This is a genomic window from Novispirillum itersonii, assembly GCF_014205675.1.
GTDB classification, from domain to species: Bacteria; Pseudomonadota; Alphaproteobacteria; order Rhodospirillales; family Rhodospirillaceae; genus Novispirillum; species Novispirillum itersonii_A.
Window position 1 is genome coordinate 185,187 of record NZ_JACIIX010000002.1, and the last position, 15,460, is coordinate 200,646.

The window sequence follows — 15,460 nt, forward strand, 5'->3', positions numbered from 1 at the left end:
CATGCCGCCCTATGGCAGGCCGATAATCGTGTCCATGATCTGGCGGGTGAAGTCCGTCAGGTGGCGCAGCATGAACGGCAGCAGAAGGACAATGGAAGCAAAGGTGATCAGCATTTTCGGCACGAACACCAGCGTCGCTTCCTGAATCGAGGTCAGGGCCTGAAACAGCGAGACCGCCACCCCGATCACCAGCCCGATGATCAGGATCGGGGCGGAGATAATGATCATCACCATGATACTGTCGCGGGCGACGTCGAGGATCTGTGCTTCTTCCATCGGGGCCGTGTCTCGCATCAGGGGATAAAGGGGGCCGGACCATGGCTGCCCTGTTGTGATCCGCCTGTTCCGTCCGGTCAACCCGCTTTTTGGTACCTGCCGGGACAACCGGCGGTCAGGGATTGGGTGCGCTGGCCCCGTCGCCCCTTAGATCGGCATCTTCAGAATTTCCTGATAGGCGTTCAGCACCTTGTCGCGGATGGCGACCACGGTGTTCAGGGTGTTTTCGGCGTTGTTGACCGCCAGCACCACATCACGCATGTCGGCATCCCCGGCGATGCCCTTCAGGCTGATCTCTTCCGCGTTGCGCTGGACGGAGACCGCTTCCTTCAGGGAATCCTTGATCAGGTCACTGAAGCCGGTGCCGCCGCTCTGGGTGGTTCCCGCCAGCTTGGGCGAGGAGGAGGACTGCATCGACTCCGTCGCCGAAGCCGCCGCAGAGCGGTAGGCGTTGATGGCGCTGGAAACGTTAATGGCCATGGCGGCGGACTCCGTTAGACGTCAGGGCTGGCCTCAGCGCAGCATTTCAATGGTTTTGCTCATCAGGTCGCGTGAGGTGCTGATGACCTGAAGGTTGGCTTCGTAGGACCGCTGGGCTTCCCGCATGTCCATCATTTCGATCAGCGGGTTGACGTTCGGGGTCATCACATAGCCGCTTTCGTCGGCACCGGGGTGACCCGGCATGAATTTGCGGCCGAAATCGGTCATGTCGCGGGTGGTGCGGTCGGCGCGGACGGTTTTGGCGTCCAGTTCCCGGCTGAGCTGGTTGCGGAACACCACCAGCTTGCGCCGGTAGGGTTCCCCGCCCGGGGTCTTGGCGATCGAATCGGAGTTCGCCATGTTCTCGGAAATGACCCGGACGCGCTTGGCCTGCGCCTTCAGGCCGCTGGAAGCAATGCGTGTCGCCTTGGAAAGATCATCCATCGCTGCTGCGTCCTCGTTCCGTTACCCGCGGCTGCCCAGAGCCAGCTTGATCATCGACATGTTCTTACGGATCAGGTTCAGCGCCAGATCGTACTGTGACCGGCCCCGCGCCATCTTCTCCACCTGTTCTTCCAGCACCACCGGGTTCTGGTCGATTGAGGTTTCCCACGTCTTGCGGGTGGTATCCTCGCGGAACGGCCCGGCGTGGGGCAGGGTGGTGGTCTGGTGCCCGGCCTGCGTCAGGGTCGGGCGGACCGGGCGTTCGATGGCATCGGCGGCCATGCGGCTGAAGTTGACTTCCCGCAGGTCCTTGGCCCGGTAGTTCGGGGTGTCGGCGTTGGCGATATTCTCCGACAGCACCTTCTGGCGCTGTGCGATCCAGTCCATCTTGGTCTTCGCCATCTGAAACAGGGTCAGATTGCTCGTATCCATTGCGGTTGGGTCCTGTCGGTTGAAACGGCACGGGGTTGGGGGTGAAAAACCCTTGTGACACAACACTACTCTGCCAGAGTCGGCTTAAGGAAACGTAAAGCCTGCGCTGGCATCGGGGCTGCTGCCCTTAAGTATTCTTAAATCCACTCTCTGGCAAAGTTGAGAGGAAATAATTGCCGGGCCGGAGCGCGGAGTGGTGTCGTCATGAAAAAGCCGGGGGATACGCCAGCCGGTGGAACGCCGGGCCGGTCATCCGGTGGCAAGCCCGTCGAGGCGGTGCCACCCGGCGGGAAGGCGGTTGCTGTCGCGCCATCCGGCGGCAAGCCGGTTGCTGTCGCCCCACCCGGCGGTAAGCCGGTTGCTGTCGCCCCACCCGGCGGTAAGCCGGTTGCTGTCGCTATCGAGCACGATCCGGCGGCGGGCGGAGCACCGAAGGTGGTGGCCTCAGGCCGGGGCTTTGTGGCGGAGCAGATTCTGGAACTGGCCTTCGCCCACGGCATCAAGGTCCGTCAGGATGCCGATCTGGCGCAGATTCTGGCGGTGCTGGATCTGGACAGTGATATTCCGCCGGAGGCCTTTGCCGCCGTTGCGGAAATTCTGGTGTATGTTTACCGCGCCAATGCCGCCGCCCCGGCGGTGGATCCGGGCGGGCCGCTCAGCCCGCCGATCCTGTCCGGCAAGGACGCGCCATGATCCGGTCACAGTCCGGGGGTAGCATCGGAGGGGCCGGAGGGCTGCCGGGGCGGAAAGGGGGCCGCCTGAAACAGGGGATGGGCAACGTTTTAAGGCAGGGGGCTCAGCGCCGCCGGGTGCGGTATCACGGAGACGGTGTGAGATGAACGATATCCTGAAGAGGGGCCGTCCCCGCCCGCTGACGGGGGATGGCGGTACAGAACAGACTGTTGATGTATCCCTGTCCGACCTGCTGGGGCCGGACCCCGATGTGCCGGTGCCGCCGCCGACCACGGTGGCGCAGGTGCGGGTTGCCATGCGTGAGGTGGCGGCGGTGATCCTTCAGGCCCGCCGGGCCCTGAATGCCGACCGTATGCCGAATCTGCACGAGATGGATCAGGTGGTGCGCCGGGCCTGCCGGATTGCGCAGGATCTGCCGGTGGAATACCGGCACGAGGCCGCCAATGATCTGGAAACGGTCCTGTATGATCTGGATGTGCTGACAGTGGATCTGACCACCCGGTTCGGCGGGCTGGCCCTGCGCCCGGAGGCGTCGGATGCCTGCGCCCCGCCGGAGGTGCCTTTGGCCGACGATGGCCTGCTGGAAGCCTTTTCAGCCCCGGATCCGGCGTTACTGCTGCCGGTGACGGATGGCGGGGAGGGCCCGCCGCGCAGCACCGACCCCTACCGGCGGCAGCCCCTGCGCCGTCCGCCGGTGACCAGCGACGAGGTTTAAGGGCCGGGCCGGAGGCCGCTTTGACCGGTGATCCCCTGACGCGGTTGTGGCAAGGCTGCCTCGGCGGTTGCGGGGGGCGCGGCAACATGGCAAGTATGCGGGGCATGTCGTCGGGCTGTGGCCGTCAGGGGTTCCATGGAATTTGATACCTACATCCGCCTGTTTCTGTCGCTGTCGCTGGTTCTGGGGCTGATCTTCGGCACCGCTGCCCTGCTGCGGAAGCTCGGTGGCCGCCTGCTGACGGCACGCGGGCCACGGGGGGCGGCCCCCCGCCTGTCGGTACAGGAGGTCCTGCAACTGGATCCGCGCCGCAAGCTGCTGCTGGTCCGGCAGGATGATCAGGAACACCTGCTGCTGCTGGGCGGGGCGCACGATATCGTGGTTCATTCCGGCCGCCCGGTGCCGCGTTTTACTTTGCCGCCGGAGGATCAGGCACCGCCGGTGCGGATGGCTGATGCTCCGTCCGCCCCTTCTTCCGCTTCTCAGCCCGCGTCCGGAGCGACTGTCTGATGATCCGCACTCTGAGCCGCCGCCTGCTCCCCGCCGCCAGTCTGGCCAGCCTGTTTCTGCTGACGGCCTCGGCGGCCTCGGCGCAGCAGTTTTCCCTTGATCTCGGGCCGGGCGGCAGCGGGTCCACCACCTCGACCATCATTCAGCTGATCGTGCTGATGACGGTGCTGACGCTGGCACCGTCGTTCATTCTGATGGTCACCAGCTTCACCCGGCTGCTGATCGTGTTCTCGGTGCTGCGCAATGCGCTGGGCACCGGCACCACCCCGCCCAATCAGGTGGTGGTCAGTCTGGCGCTGTTCATGACCATCTTCATCATGCAGCCGACCATGGAAGCGTCGTGGAAGCAGGGGGTTGAGCCGCTGATCAACGAGCAGATCGGCGAAATGGAGGCCTTTGAGCGGGCGATGATGCCGTTCCGCATGTTCATGCTGGAACATACCCGCCCGAAGGATCTGCAACTGTTCATGGATATGGCCAAGCTGCCGGCGGTGGATGCCCCGGAGGAAACGCCGCTGCGGGCCCTGATTCCGGCCTTCATGATTTCCGAACTGCTGCGGGCCTTTGAGATCGGCTTCCTGATCTATCTGCCGTTCATCATCATCGACATGACCATCGCCAGCGTGCTGATGAGCATGGGGATGATGATGTTACCACCAATGATGCTGGCCTTGCCGTTCAAGCTGATTTTCTTTGTGCTGGTGGATGGCTGGCACCTGCTGGTCGGCTCGCTGGTGCAGAGTTACGGCATCATCCAGTAGCGGCGGCGGCGTTTCCGTCAGCCAGCGGCACCCGCCGCCGGATATAAACCGTGTTGAGCACCCGCGCCACCACGGTTCCGGCGGCGTCGGTGATGTCGATCTCAAAGGGGCGGATCAGCTTATCCTCCCGCGACAGATGGTCCCGCGCTTCGGCCAGAAGGCTGTCGGTCAGGGTGAAGCGGGCACGGACCACGCCGCGCCCGGGGGCAAGGTAGTCAATCGACGCGTTCTTGGTCCAGACCATATAGTCCCGTTCTCCCAGCACTTTCAGCAGCATCAGGCCGTACCACGGGTCGGTCATCGAAAACAGGCTGCCGCCGTAATGGGCACCGTTGATGTTGCGGTTGAACCAGCGCAGGGTCAGGCTGACCTCCACCTGCCGGAAGTCACCGCTGATATGATCGGCGCGGATCCCGGCGCACAGCAGCGGCGGCCACAGATTGATCAGACGGCGGAATGTGCTGGCCTTCATCGGATTTTCCGTAAAAGTAAAAAGGGTGACGTTTGCGTCATAGGGTGCCAGAGGCGGCGGTCTGGGGCAATCCTCTCCTTGATCCGCCGGGTGTCCTCCCGTATTGATCGGGCAGATCATTGACCTTCCGGCGGAGAGAACGGCATGGCGGACGGGCACGCGACCCCGGTTCTGGGGATTATCGGCGGCAGCGGCATCTATGGCATTGATGGCCTGACCAACACCGAATGGCGGACGGTGGAAAGCCCGTTCGGCGCGCCGTCGGATCAGCTGCTGTTCGGCGAACTGGACGGCCAGACGCTGGTGTTCCTGCCGCGCCATGGCCGGGGCCACCGCATTCCGCCGAGTGAACTGAACTACCGTGCCAACATTGATGCCCTGAAGCGGGCCGGGGTCACCGAAATCCTGTCGGTGTCGGCGGTGGGGTCGCTGAAGGAAGAGCTGCCGCCGGGCACTTTCGTGATCGTCGATCAGTTTATCGACCGCACATTTGCCCGCAGCAAAAGCTTTTTCACCACCGGCTGCGTCGCCCATGTGGCACTGGGCCACCCGGTGTGTTCCCGTCTGGGGGATGCCTGTGAGGCGGCGCTGAAGGAGCTGGCGATTCCGTATCAGCGCGGCGGCACCTATCTGGTGATGGAAGGGCCGCAGTTCTCGACGCAGGCGGAAAGCAAGCTGTACCGCTCGTGGGGCTGTGATGTGATCGGCATGACCAATATGCCGGAAGCCAAACTCGCCCGCGAGGCGGAGATGTGCTACGCCACCGTCGCCATGGTCACCGATTATGACTGCTGGCACCCGGATCATGACCACGTCACCGTCGATGCGGTGATCAAGGTGCTGCTGGAGAATGCCGACAAGGGGCGGGCGCTGGTCAAGGCGGTGGCCCCGAAGGTCCGCGACCGGGCGGCCCCCTGTGAAAAGGGCTGCCACACCGCGCTGGAGCACGCCATCATCACCGCCCCGGAGGCCCGGGATCCCGAGGTTCTGGCCCGTCTGCGCGCTGTCGCGGGCCGGGTTCTGGGGGGCTGACGGCGATGAAGGTGAACGGCACCCCGACCCGCACGATCTGGCTGGCCGCCGATGGGGCCTCGGTCTGCATCATCGATCAGACCAGACTGCCGCATGCGTTTGAGGTGATCACCCTGTCAAGCTGGCAGCAGGCGGCAACGGCGATCAAAGAGATGTGGGTCCGTGGCGCGCCGCTGATCGGGGCGACGGCGGCCTATGGTCTGGCGCTGGCGATGCAGACCGATGCTTCCGATTCCGGGCTGGAGCTGGCGGCGGCGGTGCTGCGCGGCACCCGGCCGACGGCGGTCAACCTGATGTGGGCGCTGGACCGCATGCTGGCGGTGCTGCGGCCGCTGCCGCAGGCACAGCGGCGGGCGGCGGCCTATGCCGAGGCGGCGGCGTTGTGCGATGAAGACGTGGCGATGAATTATGCCATCGGCGGCCACGGGCTGGAGGTGTTCCGCACGTTGTGGGACCAGCGGCGGGCGGCAGGGGCGGAGCGCCTGAACGTGCTGACCCACTGCAATGCCGGGTGGCTGGCGACCGTGGACTGGGGCACCGCTCTGGCACCGATCTACCGGTTCCATGATCTGGGGCTGCCGGTTCATGTCTGGGTGGATGAGACCCGGCCGCGCAATCAGGGGGCCAGCCTGACGGCGTGGGAACTGAACAGCCACGGCGTGCCGCATACGGTGATCCCCGATAACGTCGGCGGCCACCTGATGCAGCATGGCATGGTTGATGTCTGTATCGTCGGTACCGACCGTACCACCCGGCAAGGGGATGTCTGCAATAAGATCGGCACCTATCTGAAGGCGCTGGCGGCCCATGACACCGGGGTGCCGTTCTACGTGGCGCTGCCCGGCCCGACCATCGACTGGGCGCTGGCCGACGGGGTGGCGGAGATCCCCATCGAGGAACGTTCGGCGCTGGAGGTGACGCAGATGACCGGCCGCACCGCCGATGGCCGGGTGGAAACCGTGACCATCACCCCCGCTGGCAGCCCGGCGGGCAACTGGGGTTTTGATGTCACTCCGGCCCGTCTGGTGACCGGACTGATCACCGAACGCGGCGTCTGTCCGGCCAGCGAGGCCGGGCTGCGGGGCCTGTATCCTGAAGGTGTGTAATGGAAAATGAAGCGCATCTGCGGGCGGAGGTTATCAAGACCGCCCGCTCCCTGACCGATCTCGGCCTGAACAAGGGCACCGCCGGAAATGTCTCCGTGCGCTGTGACGACGGCTTTCTGGTGACGCCGTCTGGCATGCCGGCGGCGGCACTGGCCCCGCAGGATATTGTCTGGATCGGGTTTGATGGCCGGGTGGAAGGCACCCGGGCGCCATCGTCGGAATGGCGGTTCCACCACGATCTTCTGATCGGGCGGGATGATCTGGGGGCGGTGATTCACACCCATGCGCCGTTCTGTACCACGCTGGCGGTGATGGGGCGGGGGATCCCGGCTTTCCATTATATGATCGCGGTGGCGGGCGGCAGTGACATCCGCTGCGCCCCCTATGCCACCTTCGGCACCCCGGAGCTGTCGGCCGGGGCGGTGGAGGCCATGCACGGCCGCAAGGCCTGTCTGCTGGGGCAGCATGGGATGATTGCCGCCGGAGAGACGCTGACCAAAGCCCTGAAGCTGACGGTGGAGGTGGAGGAACTGGCGCAGGTCTACTGGCAGGCCTTGCAGATCGGGGAGCCGCCGGTGCTGCCGGAGGAGGAAATGCAGCGGGTTCTGGAGAAGTTTAAGACATATGGGACAGTCCAGCCTGCCCGGTAAAGGGTGCCTTTATTATTTTCATTTATGCATAATTATGCAGAATCCATTTTTATTTTAAGTAATTATTTTTTTGCAAAATGAGAAAATCTAGAGTTTTAACCCTCGTGGGGCCTTGATTCTCATTGTATGAGTACTTCTGTACTATTGAAAAAATACATATGCCTTGGCACGGTATTTCCACTAATGGTGTCAGGGCTGGCTGCGTCGGGGCAGGCGGTGACATCCCGTGATTGGGCACTCTGGGGGTAAGTCATGTCATTCACCAATCTCCGTATCCGGACAAAAATCTTATCGGTATTGATCGTTCTGGGCGTGATTGCCTTGGGTCTTGTGGCTCTTCTGGTGCAGGCCTTGAGGGAAGAGAATGCGATTTTCCGGCAGGTCATCGATGGGGAGATTGGTGAGCAGCTGTCGTTGACCCTGATGAACGCGCGCCTGTTGAGCCTCGGCGTCGTAACCTATCGTAGTATCGCGGAAACGGATGATGCCAAGCTGGCCGCAATCGCGAAAGACTTTGATCGGGAAAAAGACAATTTTCTTAATGCGTTAAATGATTATAAGTACGCCGCCCCTGACGAGGTTCAGAAAGCCCGTCAATTGGAGGAGGGTTACGGCAAGGTGCTGAAAGCTGCCCGGGATGTTTATGCGTTTGCCAGCAAGAACCAGAATATTGAAGCCAATGATATGGCATCGACGCAGTTCACCCCGGCAATGGAAGATTATCGTAAACAGCTGGTCGGGCTCCGGGAGCAGTCTGCCGACAATGTGAAGACCACTCTGGCAGAAGTTGAGCAGAAGATTTCCGGACGGATCACCCTGTCATCCGTTGTTGCGGGAGTGGGTGTGCTCGCGTCCGTCCTTGGTGGGCTCGTGATTGCAACCCGCTTTGTTTCTCGGCCTCTGGGGGCGCTTGGGAATGCAATGGACCGTCTTGCCGCTAACGATCTGGATGTACGGATTGAAGGGCTGGAGCGTCAGGACGAAGTCGGCGCTATGGCCCGCAGTGTCGAGGTGTTCAAGGCCAACGCCATCCGCACCCGGGAGATGGAGGCGGAGCAGGCGGCAGCGGCGCAGCGTGCCGAAGAGGATAAGCGCCGGATGATGCAGGCGATGGCCGACTCCTTTGAAACCAAGGTCAAGGGCGTGGTGCAGTCGGTTTCGGCGGCGGCAACCCAGATGCAGTCGAATGCCCAGTCGATGACCTCGGTCTCCGATGAGGCCAGCCGTCAGGGGGTGGATGCCTCTTCCGCCGCCGGTCAGGCCACCGCCAACGTGCAGACGGTGGCAGCGGCCTCGGAAGAGCTGTCGTCCTCCATCCTCGAAATTTCCCGTCAGGTGACGCAGGCGACGGATATCACCGGTCGGGCGGTCGAGCAGGCCGAAAAAACCGGTCATGTGGTGCAGGGCCTGTCGGGGGCGGTACAGAAGATCGGCGATGTGGTCGGCCTGATTTCCGATATCGCCAGCCAGACCAACCTGCTGGCGCTGAATGCCACCATCGAGGCGGCGCGGGCCGGGGATCTCGGCAAGGGCTTTGCCGTGGTGGCGAATGAGGTCAAAAGCCTTGCCACCCAGACTGCCCGCGCCACCAGCGAAATCACCACCCAGATCGGCATGGTGCAGTCGGCAACGCGGGAGGCGGTGGATGCGCTGGGCGATATCAGCAGCACCATCGTGCAGATGAACGAGATCTCCACCACCATCGCCAGTGCGGTGGAGGAACAGGGGGCGGCAACGCAGGAAATTGCCCGCAATGCCGAACAGGCGGCCACCGGAACCGAGCAGGTGACCACCAGCGTCAATGCCATCGCCCGTACCTCGCGGGAGGCCAACGAGATCGCCTCGCAGGTTCTCGATGCCTCGGCGGAACTGGCCCGGCAGTCGGCCTATCTGAGCAGCGAGGTCGATACCTTTATCGCCGAGATCCGCGCCGGATAACTGTTTTCGCAAAGTGTTTCGCATCCTGCGTCTCTCAATCAGCCCTGCCGGAAGATCTCCGGCAGGGCTTTTTGCATTCTGCGATGCAGATGGCCTCTCTTTATTGTAGAAGCGATAAAATCAATACTATTCAAGACATAAGATATTTGTATGCGGTGAATAATACGCACTATTGAGCGGATTGGATGACAGGATCACAGTAAATTCTCAAGGAGGCGCCCCCAGCAGAGGAAACCGGCGCCACGGTGCGTTCGCACCGGCTACAGACCAGTCGGAAGGGCAGGATCATGTCATTCACCAATCTCCGCATCAGCGCAAAAATTCTGTCAGTCCTCGCGCTTCTTGGAGTGATTGCCTTCGGGATCGCGCTGTTCCTGACCTCCCGCATTTCACAGGTGGATGACGATTACGGTGCCCTGATTGCGGGCAACGGCACCGGGCAGGTTGCTGTTGTGCGGGCCAACCGGGCGGTTACCCTGCTGGGCCAGCTGACCTACCGTGTGATCGCCGAAACCAGCGAGTCAGAGATGAAGCTGGTGAATGACCAGTTTGAACCGGCCCGTGATCGCTTTGCCGCCATGATGCAGGACGCAATCCGGACGATGCCGCAGCGGTCGGCGGAACTGAAAGCCCTGCAAGCGGACTACGATCGGGCTTATCGTGCGGCCCGTGACGTGGCGGCGCTGGCTCTGCAAAACAGAAATGAGGAAGCGACGAATCTGTCCCGGAATGATTTTGTTCCGCTGATGGAAACCTTGCAGAAGGCGATGGACCTTAAGGTTGACGAGGTGATCAAGGAAAGCACCGGGGATGCGGCAGCGCTCCGGTCCTCCGTTGGGGCCCTGCACTGGCAGAGTCTGATCATCAGCGCGGTTGCTATCCTGATGGCTCTTACGGTCGGTTTCCTTGTTGCCAGCCGTTTCATCTCCCGCCCGCTGGGAGGGCTGACCAACATCATGGACCGGCTGGCCAACGATGATTTCTCGGTGGCGGTGCAGGGGCTGGAGCGCAAGGACGAGGTCGGAGTGATGGCCCGCAGTGTCGAGGTGCTGAAAAGCAAGGCGATGCGGGCGCTGGAGCTGGAACGTGAGCAGGAAGTCCTGAAGGCGAAGGCGGAAGACGATAAGCGCCATCTGATGCACGGTCTGGCCGATGCCTTTGAAACCAAGGTGAAGGGTGTGGTGCAGTCGGTGTCGGCGGCGGCGACGCAGATGCAGTCGAATGCCCGGTCGATGACCTCAGTTTCCGATGAAGCCAACCGTCAGGGGGTGGATGCCTCCGCCGCCGCCGGTCAGGCCACCTCCAACGTGCAGACGGTGGCGGCGGCGTCGGAAGAACTGTCGTCCTCGATCCTCGAAATTTCCCGTCAGGTGACGCAGGCAACCAGCATCACCGGCCGGGCCGTCGAGCAGGCTGAGAAAACCGGTGGTGTCGTGCAGGGCCTGTCGGGGGCGGTGCAGAAAATCGGCGATGTGGTCGGCCTGATTTCCGACATTGCCAGCCAGACCAACCTGCTGGCCCTGAATGCCACTATCGAGGCAGCGCGGGCCGGGGATGCCGGGAAAGGGTTCGCGGTGGTGGCGAATGAAGTGAAAAGCCTTGCCACCCAGACCGCCCGCGCCACCAGTGAGATCACCAGCCAGATCGGTATGGTGCAGGCGGCGACACAGGAAGCCGTGGGGGCCCTTGGCGATATCAGCAGCACCATTGTGCAGATGAACGAAATTTCCACCACCATCGCCAGCGCGGTGGAGGAACAGGGGGCGGCAACGCAGGAAATTGCCCGCAATGCCGAACAGGCCGCTACCGGAACCGAGCAGGTCACCAACAGTGTCAATGTGATCGCCCGCACCTCGCGGGAGGCCAACGAGATCGCCTCGCAGGTTCTGGATGCGTCGGCGGAGCTGGCCCGCCAGTCGGCCTACCTCAGTCAGGAAGTGGATACCTTTATTGCCGAGATCCGGGCGGGTTGACCGGATCGACCGGTCGGGATGGGCAGGGGCCGTTCCCATGGGGCGGCCCCTTTTGCCGTCAGGCGTCAGGCGGGCGGCTGCGCAGCCGCTGGCGGATCTGTTGCAGGATCAGCCGCAGCCCTACGGCGCGCTCCTGATCCGTATCGTAGGTTGAGACCAGATCCGCATAAGCCTGCGCCTGTAGGGGGGCGACCTGTCCGGGGGTGGCGTCCTGCTGCTCTGCCTGAAGCAGAAGAGTAATTTCTTCCCCAATGTGGGCCAGCAGGGCCGGATTCAGGGGAAGGATACGGTCCTGCGGCAGGGGGGGATGGATTTTCCGTCTGACTGTCTGCCATGGTTCCGGTCAATAGCCAGTTGATATCAATACCCAGTTGGGCCAGCCGGGTCAGGACGTCGGCCTTGGGTGTTGTCTGGCCCCGTTCGTAATTTTCCCAGGACTTCCGGTCTTTCAGGCCGACATGTCTGGCCATTTCTGATGCGCTGAGCCCGGCTTGGTGGCGGATTCTCCGCAGGCGGATCTTCAGGCTGTCGGTCATGGCAGACTCCCTGCCGCAGGGAGTGCCGTATAAATGCGGACTCTATAAATGAGGTTAATCATTCCCATTTCCAATAGTAATGTGTGGAAAGGGGCGTTTTATTCTCTTTTTTGGGTAGACTGTGGGTAGAAAGTTGTTCATGATCTTGCTCGTTCTAGATCTGGTCAGGTCCCGAGGGGGGGATTGCTCTGGAAGTCTGGATCAGGGTACCTGAGCGGAGTTGGCCCGGGATAAGGGGGGCTTTCGCGGTTCTGAAAAGCTATCCCCGTGCCGATCTGCGTCGCGTGGCCATCGGGCGTTAGGTCCTGATGCAGGGCAGCCGACTGGGGAAAGGACCCCGAAGGGTGTCTCCTATTGTTTACCTGTGGTTGATAATCGTTTGCGTCCGGCGATATGGGTCAGTCCAACTCCGCATCATCTTCCATTGGGGCTGCCCCTTCAAGTCGGTGTTCCGGATCCACTGCGGACGGTGTTTACAGGACGGACGGGATGGATGCGCGGCCATTGCGCTAAAGGCCGCCAGAAAACAGGGATGGGGATATGTCATTCGTAAATGTGCGTATCAGTACAAAAATCGTCACGGTATTGTTTCTTCTGGGGGCGGTTGCGATTGGTCTTCTGGCCTCAATGATTGCGGCCCTGACCCGGACCGAGGCGACCTATAATGACCTGCTGACCGGGGAGGCAAAGGCAGAGGTTTACCTGACCCGGGCCAATGTGCAGGTTGTATCTTTGGGGATGATGGTCTTCCGGGGTATAGCGGAAACCGATCTGGCCAAGGTTGAGCAGATGCGGGCCGAATTTTTGGAGATGGAGAAGCCGTTTTATAAGCTTCTTGAGGACGCTGTGGCTGCCGTTCCGGATAAAAAGGCAGACATTGATGCGATTGCGGCCAGCTATCGGTCTGCTTACCAGATCGCAGGCCGGGTGTTTGAGCTGTCGTCCAGAAACGAGAACGTCGAAGCCAATGCCACTGCGGCGACCAGCTTTTATCCTGTTGCGGTCGACCTCCGTCAGAAGGTCATCAGCATACGGGATGCGGTGTCCAAGGCCTCTGCGCAGCGGTCTGGGCAGGTGTCTCAGGATGTCCGGGCAGAAACCTACCGGGGGGTGATCGGCGGCGGTCTGGCGGTATTGATCGGGGTACTGGGGGGGTATGCGCTCGCCCGGTACTACATCTCTTCGCCGCTGGTCCGTCTGTCCGCGACCATGGACCGTCTTGCCGCCGGTGATCTTGACGTTGCCGTCGAAGGCGAGGAGCGCCGGGATGAAGTGGGCGGCATGGCGCGCAGTCTGTCGGTCTTTAAGGCCAACGCCCTGCGGGCCCGGGCGATGGAGGCGGAGCAGGAAGCGGCCAGCCACCGGGCGGAGCAGGAAAAGCGGGCCCTGATGCACCGGATGGCGTATGACTTTGAAAACAAGGTCAAGGCAGTGGTGGAATCCGTCTCGGCTGCGGCGGTGCAGATGCAGGCCAATGCCGAGGCGATGAGCGGCAGCACGGCGGAAGTGACCCGGCAGGGTGGGGATGCCGCCAGTGCCGCGACGCAGGCCACCGGCAATGTGCAGACCGTGGCGGCAGCGTCGGAAGAGCTGTCGGCGTCGATCTCTGAAATCTCCCGGCAGGTGACGCAGGCCAGTGACGTCAGCGCGCAGGCGGTGGGGCAGGCGGAGGAGACCGGTCGGGTGATCGAGGGGCTGTCCAACGCCGTGCGGAAGATCGGTGATGTCGCGGGGTTGATCTCTGATATCGCCAGTCAGACCAATCTTCTGGCCCTGAATGCCACCATCGAGGCCGCCCGCGCCGGAGAGGCCGGAAAGGGCTTCGCCGTCGTTGCCAATGAAGTGAAAAGTCTGGCCACCCAGACCGCCCGGGCCACCGGGGAGATCACCGGTCAGATCAGTTCGGTGCAGCAGGCGACCCAAAGCGCGGTTGATGCGATTGCCTCGATCACCGCGACCATCGGCAACATCAGCGCCATTTCGACCACCATCGCCAGTGCGGTGGAAGAACAGAGTGCCGCCACCAGCGAAATCGCCCGCAATGCCGAACAGGCGGCGATCGGCACGGAGCGGGTGACGGCCAGTGTGTCGGTGATTGCCCGGTCGTCGCAGTCGGTGTCCGATGCGGCAGGACAGGTGCTGTCGGCGTCGTCGGATCTGGCCCGGCAGTCCTCCATTCTCAGTCGTGAAGTCGATACCTTTATCGCTGAGATCCGGGCCGGTTAAAAGTTCCTGATTTGTTCTTTTTTGTATGATAGGGTTCCGGGATGGAAGAAATCAAGCCATCCCGGACCGCCGATGTTCTGCGGGCGCAGCACCGTGGCACCGCCTCCAACCGCAGTGGGCGGTATGAGCGGGACAGCCGGGTGCTGGCCGACGATGGCTGGGGCAGTATCGTCGGCGGCTGGTGGTCAGAGGGCGAGGCCGTCAACCAGCCCCCTCTGGCCACCACTGTTCAGGTCGATACCAGTCGCAGCATTCTGGCCCGCAACGACAGCCCGGATATTCCCTTTGACCGGTCGGTGAACCCGTACCGGGGCTGTGAGCACGGCTGTTCCTATTGCTTTGCCCGCCCCAGTCATGCCTGGCTCGGCCTGTCGCCGGGGCTGGATTTTGAAACCCGGCTGTTTGCCAAGCCGGACGCCGCCCCTTTGCTGGAACAGGCCTTCCGGGCCAGAGGCTATCAGCCCGCCCCGCTGGGGTTGGGCACCAACACCGACCCCTGGCAGCCGGTGGAGCGGCAGCTGCGCATCACCCGGTCGGTGCTGGAGGTTCTGGACGCTTACAGCCACCCGGTGGCGATTGTCACCAAAGGGGCGATGATTGCCCGCGATGCCGATGTTCTCGGGCGGATGGCGGCACGGGGGCTGGTGTCAGTCAGCCTTTCCGTCACCACGCTGGACCGCGACCTGTCGCGGCGGCTGGAGCCCCGGGCCTCAACCCCGTCCGCCCGGCTGCGGGCAATCCGGGTTCTGGCTGATGCCGGGGTGCCGGTGCGGGTGAATGCTGCCCCGATGATCCCCGGCCTGAATGATCATGAACTGGATGCCATTCTGGCGGCCGGAAAGGAGGCCGGTGCGGAGAGTGCCGGGGCCATTCTGCTGCGCCTGCCGCAGGAGGTGCGGGAGCTGTTTGCCGAATGGCTGGAAACCCATGTGCCGGACCGGGCCGCGCGGGTGCTGTCGCTGATCCGGCAATGCCGGGACGGGGACCTGAATTCTGCCGCCTTCGGCGACCGGATGCGCGGGCAGGGGCCGGTGGCGGACCTGTTGTGGCAGCGGTTCCGGCTGGCGGCAAAGCGGGCCGGGCTGCGGATGTCTATTCCCACCCTGCGGACCGACCTGTTTGCCTGCCCGCCGCAGAAACTGCACCTGAAGGCCGGGGACCAGATGAGCCTGTTCTGATGGGCAAATAAACAACGGGACGCCAGATATCCGGCGTC

General features: G+C 62.7%; 17 protein-coding genes. 11 read left to right on the top strand and 6 right to left on the bottom strand.

The annotated features are described in order from the left end of the window. Window positions 1-9: 9 nt before the first annotated feature. The 4 genes from fliQ to FHS48_RS04060 form a co-directional block, all read right to left on the bottom strand. Complete coding sequence (gene fliQ / locus FHS48_RS04045) at window positions 10-276, bottom strand: flagellar biosynthesis protein FliQ (protein ID WP_184261669.1); 267 nt, start codon at window positions 274-276, stop codon at window positions 10-12. A gap of 147 nt (window positions 277-423) precedes the next feature. Continuing rightward, window positions 424-756 carry a flagellar hook-basal body complex protein FliE gene (locus FHS48_RS04050; protein WP_184261671.1) on the bottom strand — a complete coding sequence of 111 codons (333 nt, stop codon included), beginning with the start codon at window positions 754-756 and terminating at the stop codon, window positions 424-426. Between the two features lie 33 nt (window positions 757-789). After that, a complete protein-coding gene (flgC, locus tag FHS48_RS04055; RefSeq protein WP_184261673.1) occupies window positions 790-1,200 on the bottom strand; it encodes a flagellar basal body rod protein FlgC in 411 nt (136 codons plus the stop codon). 21 nt (window positions 1,201-1,221) lie between these two features. Then, on the bottom strand, window positions 1,222-1,632 hold the full coding sequence (locus FHS48_RS04060) for a flagellar basal body rod protein FlgB (RefSeq protein WP_184261675.1): 411 nt from the start codon (window positions 1,630-1,632) through the stop codon (window positions 1,222-1,224). Between the two features lie 204 nt (window positions 1,633-1,836). Here FHS48_RS04060 and FHS48_RS20590 point away from each other — a divergent pair, with 204 nt between their 5' ends. From FHS48_RS20590 to fliP, 4 genes are all read left to right on the top strand, one after another. After that, complete coding sequence (locus FHS48_RS20590; protein ID WP_184261677.1) at window positions 1,837-2,325, top strand: EscU/YscU/HrcU family type III secretion system export apparatus switch protein; 489 nt, start codon at window positions 1,837-1,839, stop codon at window positions 2,323-2,325. A 142-nt stretch (window positions 2,326-2,467) separates the two neighbouring features. Then, window positions 2,468-3,040, top strand: coding sequence for a hypothetical protein (locus FHS48_RS04070; protein ID WP_184261679.1), 573 nt, complete (start codon window positions 2,468-2,470; stop codon window positions 3,038-3,040). A gap of 135 nt (window positions 3,041-3,175) precedes the next feature. Beyond that, the gene (locus FHS48_RS04075) at window positions 3,176-3,550 is read left to right on the top strand and encodes a flagellar biosynthetic protein FliO (protein ID WP_184261681.1); all 375 of its coding nucleotides are present in this window, start codon (window positions 3,176-3,178) and stop codon (window positions 3,548-3,550) included. Further along, the gene (gene fliP / locus FHS48_RS04080) at window positions 3,550-4,311 is read left to right on the top strand and encodes a flagellar type III secretion system pore protein FliP (protein ID WP_184261683.1); all 762 of its coding nucleotides are present in this window, start codon (window positions 3,550-3,552) and stop codon (window positions 4,309-4,311) included. The genes FHS48_RS04075 and fliP overlap by 1 nt, the downstream gene beginning before the upstream one ends. Here fliP and FHS48_RS04085 read toward each other — a convergent pair. Then, complete coding sequence (locus FHS48_RS04085; RefSeq protein WP_184261685.1) at window positions 4,301-4,783, bottom strand: DUF4442 domain-containing protein; 483 nt, start codon at window positions 4,781-4,783, stop codon at window positions 4,301-4,303. The two genes, fliP and FHS48_RS04085, sit on opposite strands and share 11 nt — an antisense overlap. Window positions 4,784-4,927: 144 nt before the next feature. Between FHS48_RS04085 and FHS48_RS04090 the strand changes: the two genes are divergently transcribed. The 5 genes from FHS48_RS04090 (at window position 4,928) to FHS48_RS04110 (ending at window position 11,482) form a co-directional block, all read left to right on the top strand. Beyond that, window positions 4,928-5,815: an S-methyl-5'-thioadenosine phosphorylase gene (locus FHS48_RS04090; RefSeq protein ID WP_184261687.1), complete on the top strand. Its 888-nt coding sequence runs from the start codon at window positions 4,928-4,930 to the stop codon at window positions 5,813-5,815. A gap of 5 nt (window positions 5,816-5,820) precedes the next feature. Then, window positions 5,821-6,921 (top strand): S-methyl-5-thioribose-1-phosphate isomerase, encoded by a 1,101-nt coding sequence (gene mtnA, locus FHS48_RS04095; protein ID WP_184261689.1) that lies wholly within the window; start codon window positions 5,821-5,823, stop codon window positions 6,919-6,921. Continuing rightward, window positions 6,921-7,571, top strand: coding sequence for a class II aldolase/adducin family protein (locus FHS48_RS04100; RefSeq protein WP_184261691.1), 651 nt, complete (start codon window positions 6,921-6,923; stop codon window positions 7,569-7,571). The genes mtnA and FHS48_RS04100 overlap by 1 nt, the downstream gene beginning before the upstream one ends. A 252-nt stretch (window positions 7,572-7,823) precedes the next feature. Then, window positions 7,824-9,509, top strand: coding sequence for a methyl-accepting chemotaxis protein (locus FHS48_RS04105; protein WP_184261693.1), 1,686 nt, complete (start codon window positions 7,824-7,826; stop codon window positions 9,507-9,509). Window positions 9,510-9,796: 287 nt separating this feature from the next. Then, complete coding sequence (locus tag FHS48_RS04110) at window positions 9,797-11,482, top strand: methyl-accepting chemotaxis protein (RefSeq protein ID WP_184261695.1); 1,686 nt, start codon at window positions 9,797-9,799, stop codon at window positions 11,480-11,482. A gap of 65 nt (window positions 11,483-11,547) precedes the next feature. Here FHS48_RS04110 and FHS48_RS20595 read toward each other — a convergent pair whose 3' ends face one another. Next, entirely contained in the window at window positions 11,548-12,018 is a 471-nt protein-coding gene (locus FHS48_RS20595) for a helix-turn-helix domain-containing protein (RefSeq protein ID WP_184261697.1), read from the bottom strand. Between the two features lie 540 nt (window positions 12,019-12,558). On the opposite strand from FHS48_RS20595, the gene FHS48_RS04120 reads away from it, so the two are divergent. Together FHS48_RS04120 and FHS48_RS04125 are read left to right on the top strand one after the other, a co-directional pair. Next, window positions 12,559-14,244 carry a methyl-accepting chemotaxis protein gene (locus tag FHS48_RS04120; RefSeq protein ID WP_184261699.1) on the top strand — a complete coding sequence of 562 codons (1,686 nt, stop codon included), beginning with the start codon at window positions 12,559-12,561 and terminating at the stop codon, window positions 14,242-14,244. Between the two features lie 41 nt (window positions 14,245-14,285). Continuing rightward, window positions 14,286-15,422, top strand: a complete 1,137-nt coding sequence (locus FHS48_RS04125; RefSeq protein WP_184261701.1) for a PA0069 family radical SAM protein — start codon at window positions 14,286-14,288, stop codon at window positions 15,420-15,422. Window positions 15,423-15,460: the final 38 nt, after the last annotated feature.

What these genes read in the sequence shown, in the direction of transcription:
- FHS48_RS04090 (WP_184261687.1), top strand. Translation starts at nt 4,928, where the DNA reads ATGGCGGACGGGCACGCGACCCCGGTTCTGGGGATTATCGGCGGCAGC.
- FHS48_RS04120 (WP_184261699.1), top strand. Translation starts at nt 12,559, where the DNA reads ATGTCATTCGTAAATGTGCGTATCAGTACAAAAATCGTCACGGTATTG.
- FHS48_RS04070 (WP_184261679.1), top strand. Translation starts at nt 2,468, where the DNA reads ATGAACGATATCCTGAAGAGGGGCCGTCCCCGCCCGCTGACGGGGGAT.
- FHS48_RS04060 (WP_184261675.1), bottom strand. Translation starts at nt 1,632, where the DNA reads ATGGATACGAGCAATCTGACCCTGTTTCAGATGGCGAAGACCAAGATG.
- FHS48_RS04050 (WP_184261671.1), bottom strand. Translation starts at nt 756, where the DNA reads ATGGCCATTAACGTTTCCAGCGCCATCAACGCCTACCGCTCTGCGGCG.
- FHS48_RS04110 (WP_184261695.1), top strand. Translation starts at nt 9,797, where the DNA reads ATGTCATTCACCAATCTCCGCATCAGCGCAAAAATTCTGTCAGTCCTC.
- fliQ (WP_184261669.1), bottom strand. Translation starts at nt 276, where the DNA reads ATGGAAGAAGCACAGATCCTCGACGTCGCCCGCGACAGTATCATGGTG.
- mtnA (WP_184261689.1), top strand. Translation starts at nt 5,821, where the DNA reads ATGAAGGTGAACGGCACCCCGACCCGCACGATCTGGCTGGCCGCCGAT.
- FHS48_RS04105 (WP_184261693.1), top strand. Translation starts at nt 7,824, where the DNA reads ATGTCATTCACCAATCTCCGTATCCGGACAAAAATCTTATCGGTATTG.
- FHS48_RS20595 (WP_184261697.1), bottom strand. Translation starts at nt 12,018, where the DNA reads ATGACCGACAGCCTGAAGATCCGCCTGCGGAGAATCCGCCACCAAGCC.
- FHS48_RS04125 (WP_184261701.1), top strand. Translation starts at nt 14,286, where the DNA reads ATGGAAGAAATCAAGCCATCCCGGACCGCCGATGTTCTGCGGGCGCAG.
- FHS48_RS20590 (WP_184261677.1), top strand. Translation starts at nt 1,837, where the DNA reads ATGAAAAAGCCGGGGGATACGCCAGCCGGTGGAACGCCGGGCCGGTCA.
- flgC (WP_184261673.1), bottom strand. Translation starts at nt 1,200, where the DNA reads ATGGATGATCTTTCCAAGGCGACACGCATTGCTTCCAGCGGCCTGAAG.
- FHS48_RS04075 (WP_184261681.1), top strand. Translation starts at nt 3,176, where the DNA reads ATGGAATTTGATACCTACATCCGCCTGTTTCTGTCGCTGTCGCTGGTT.
- fliP (WP_184261683.1), top strand. Translation starts at nt 3,550, where the DNA reads ATGATCCGCACTCTGAGCCGCCGCCTGCTCCCCGCCGCCAGTCTGGCC.
- FHS48_RS04085 (WP_184261685.1), bottom strand. Translation starts at nt 4,783, where the DNA reads ATGAAGGCCAGCACATTCCGCCGTCTGATCAATCTGTGGCCGCCGCTG.
- FHS48_RS04100 (WP_184261691.1), top strand. Translation starts at nt 6,921, where the DNA reads ATGGAAAATGAAGCGCATCTGCGGGCGGAGGTTATCAAGACCGCCCGC.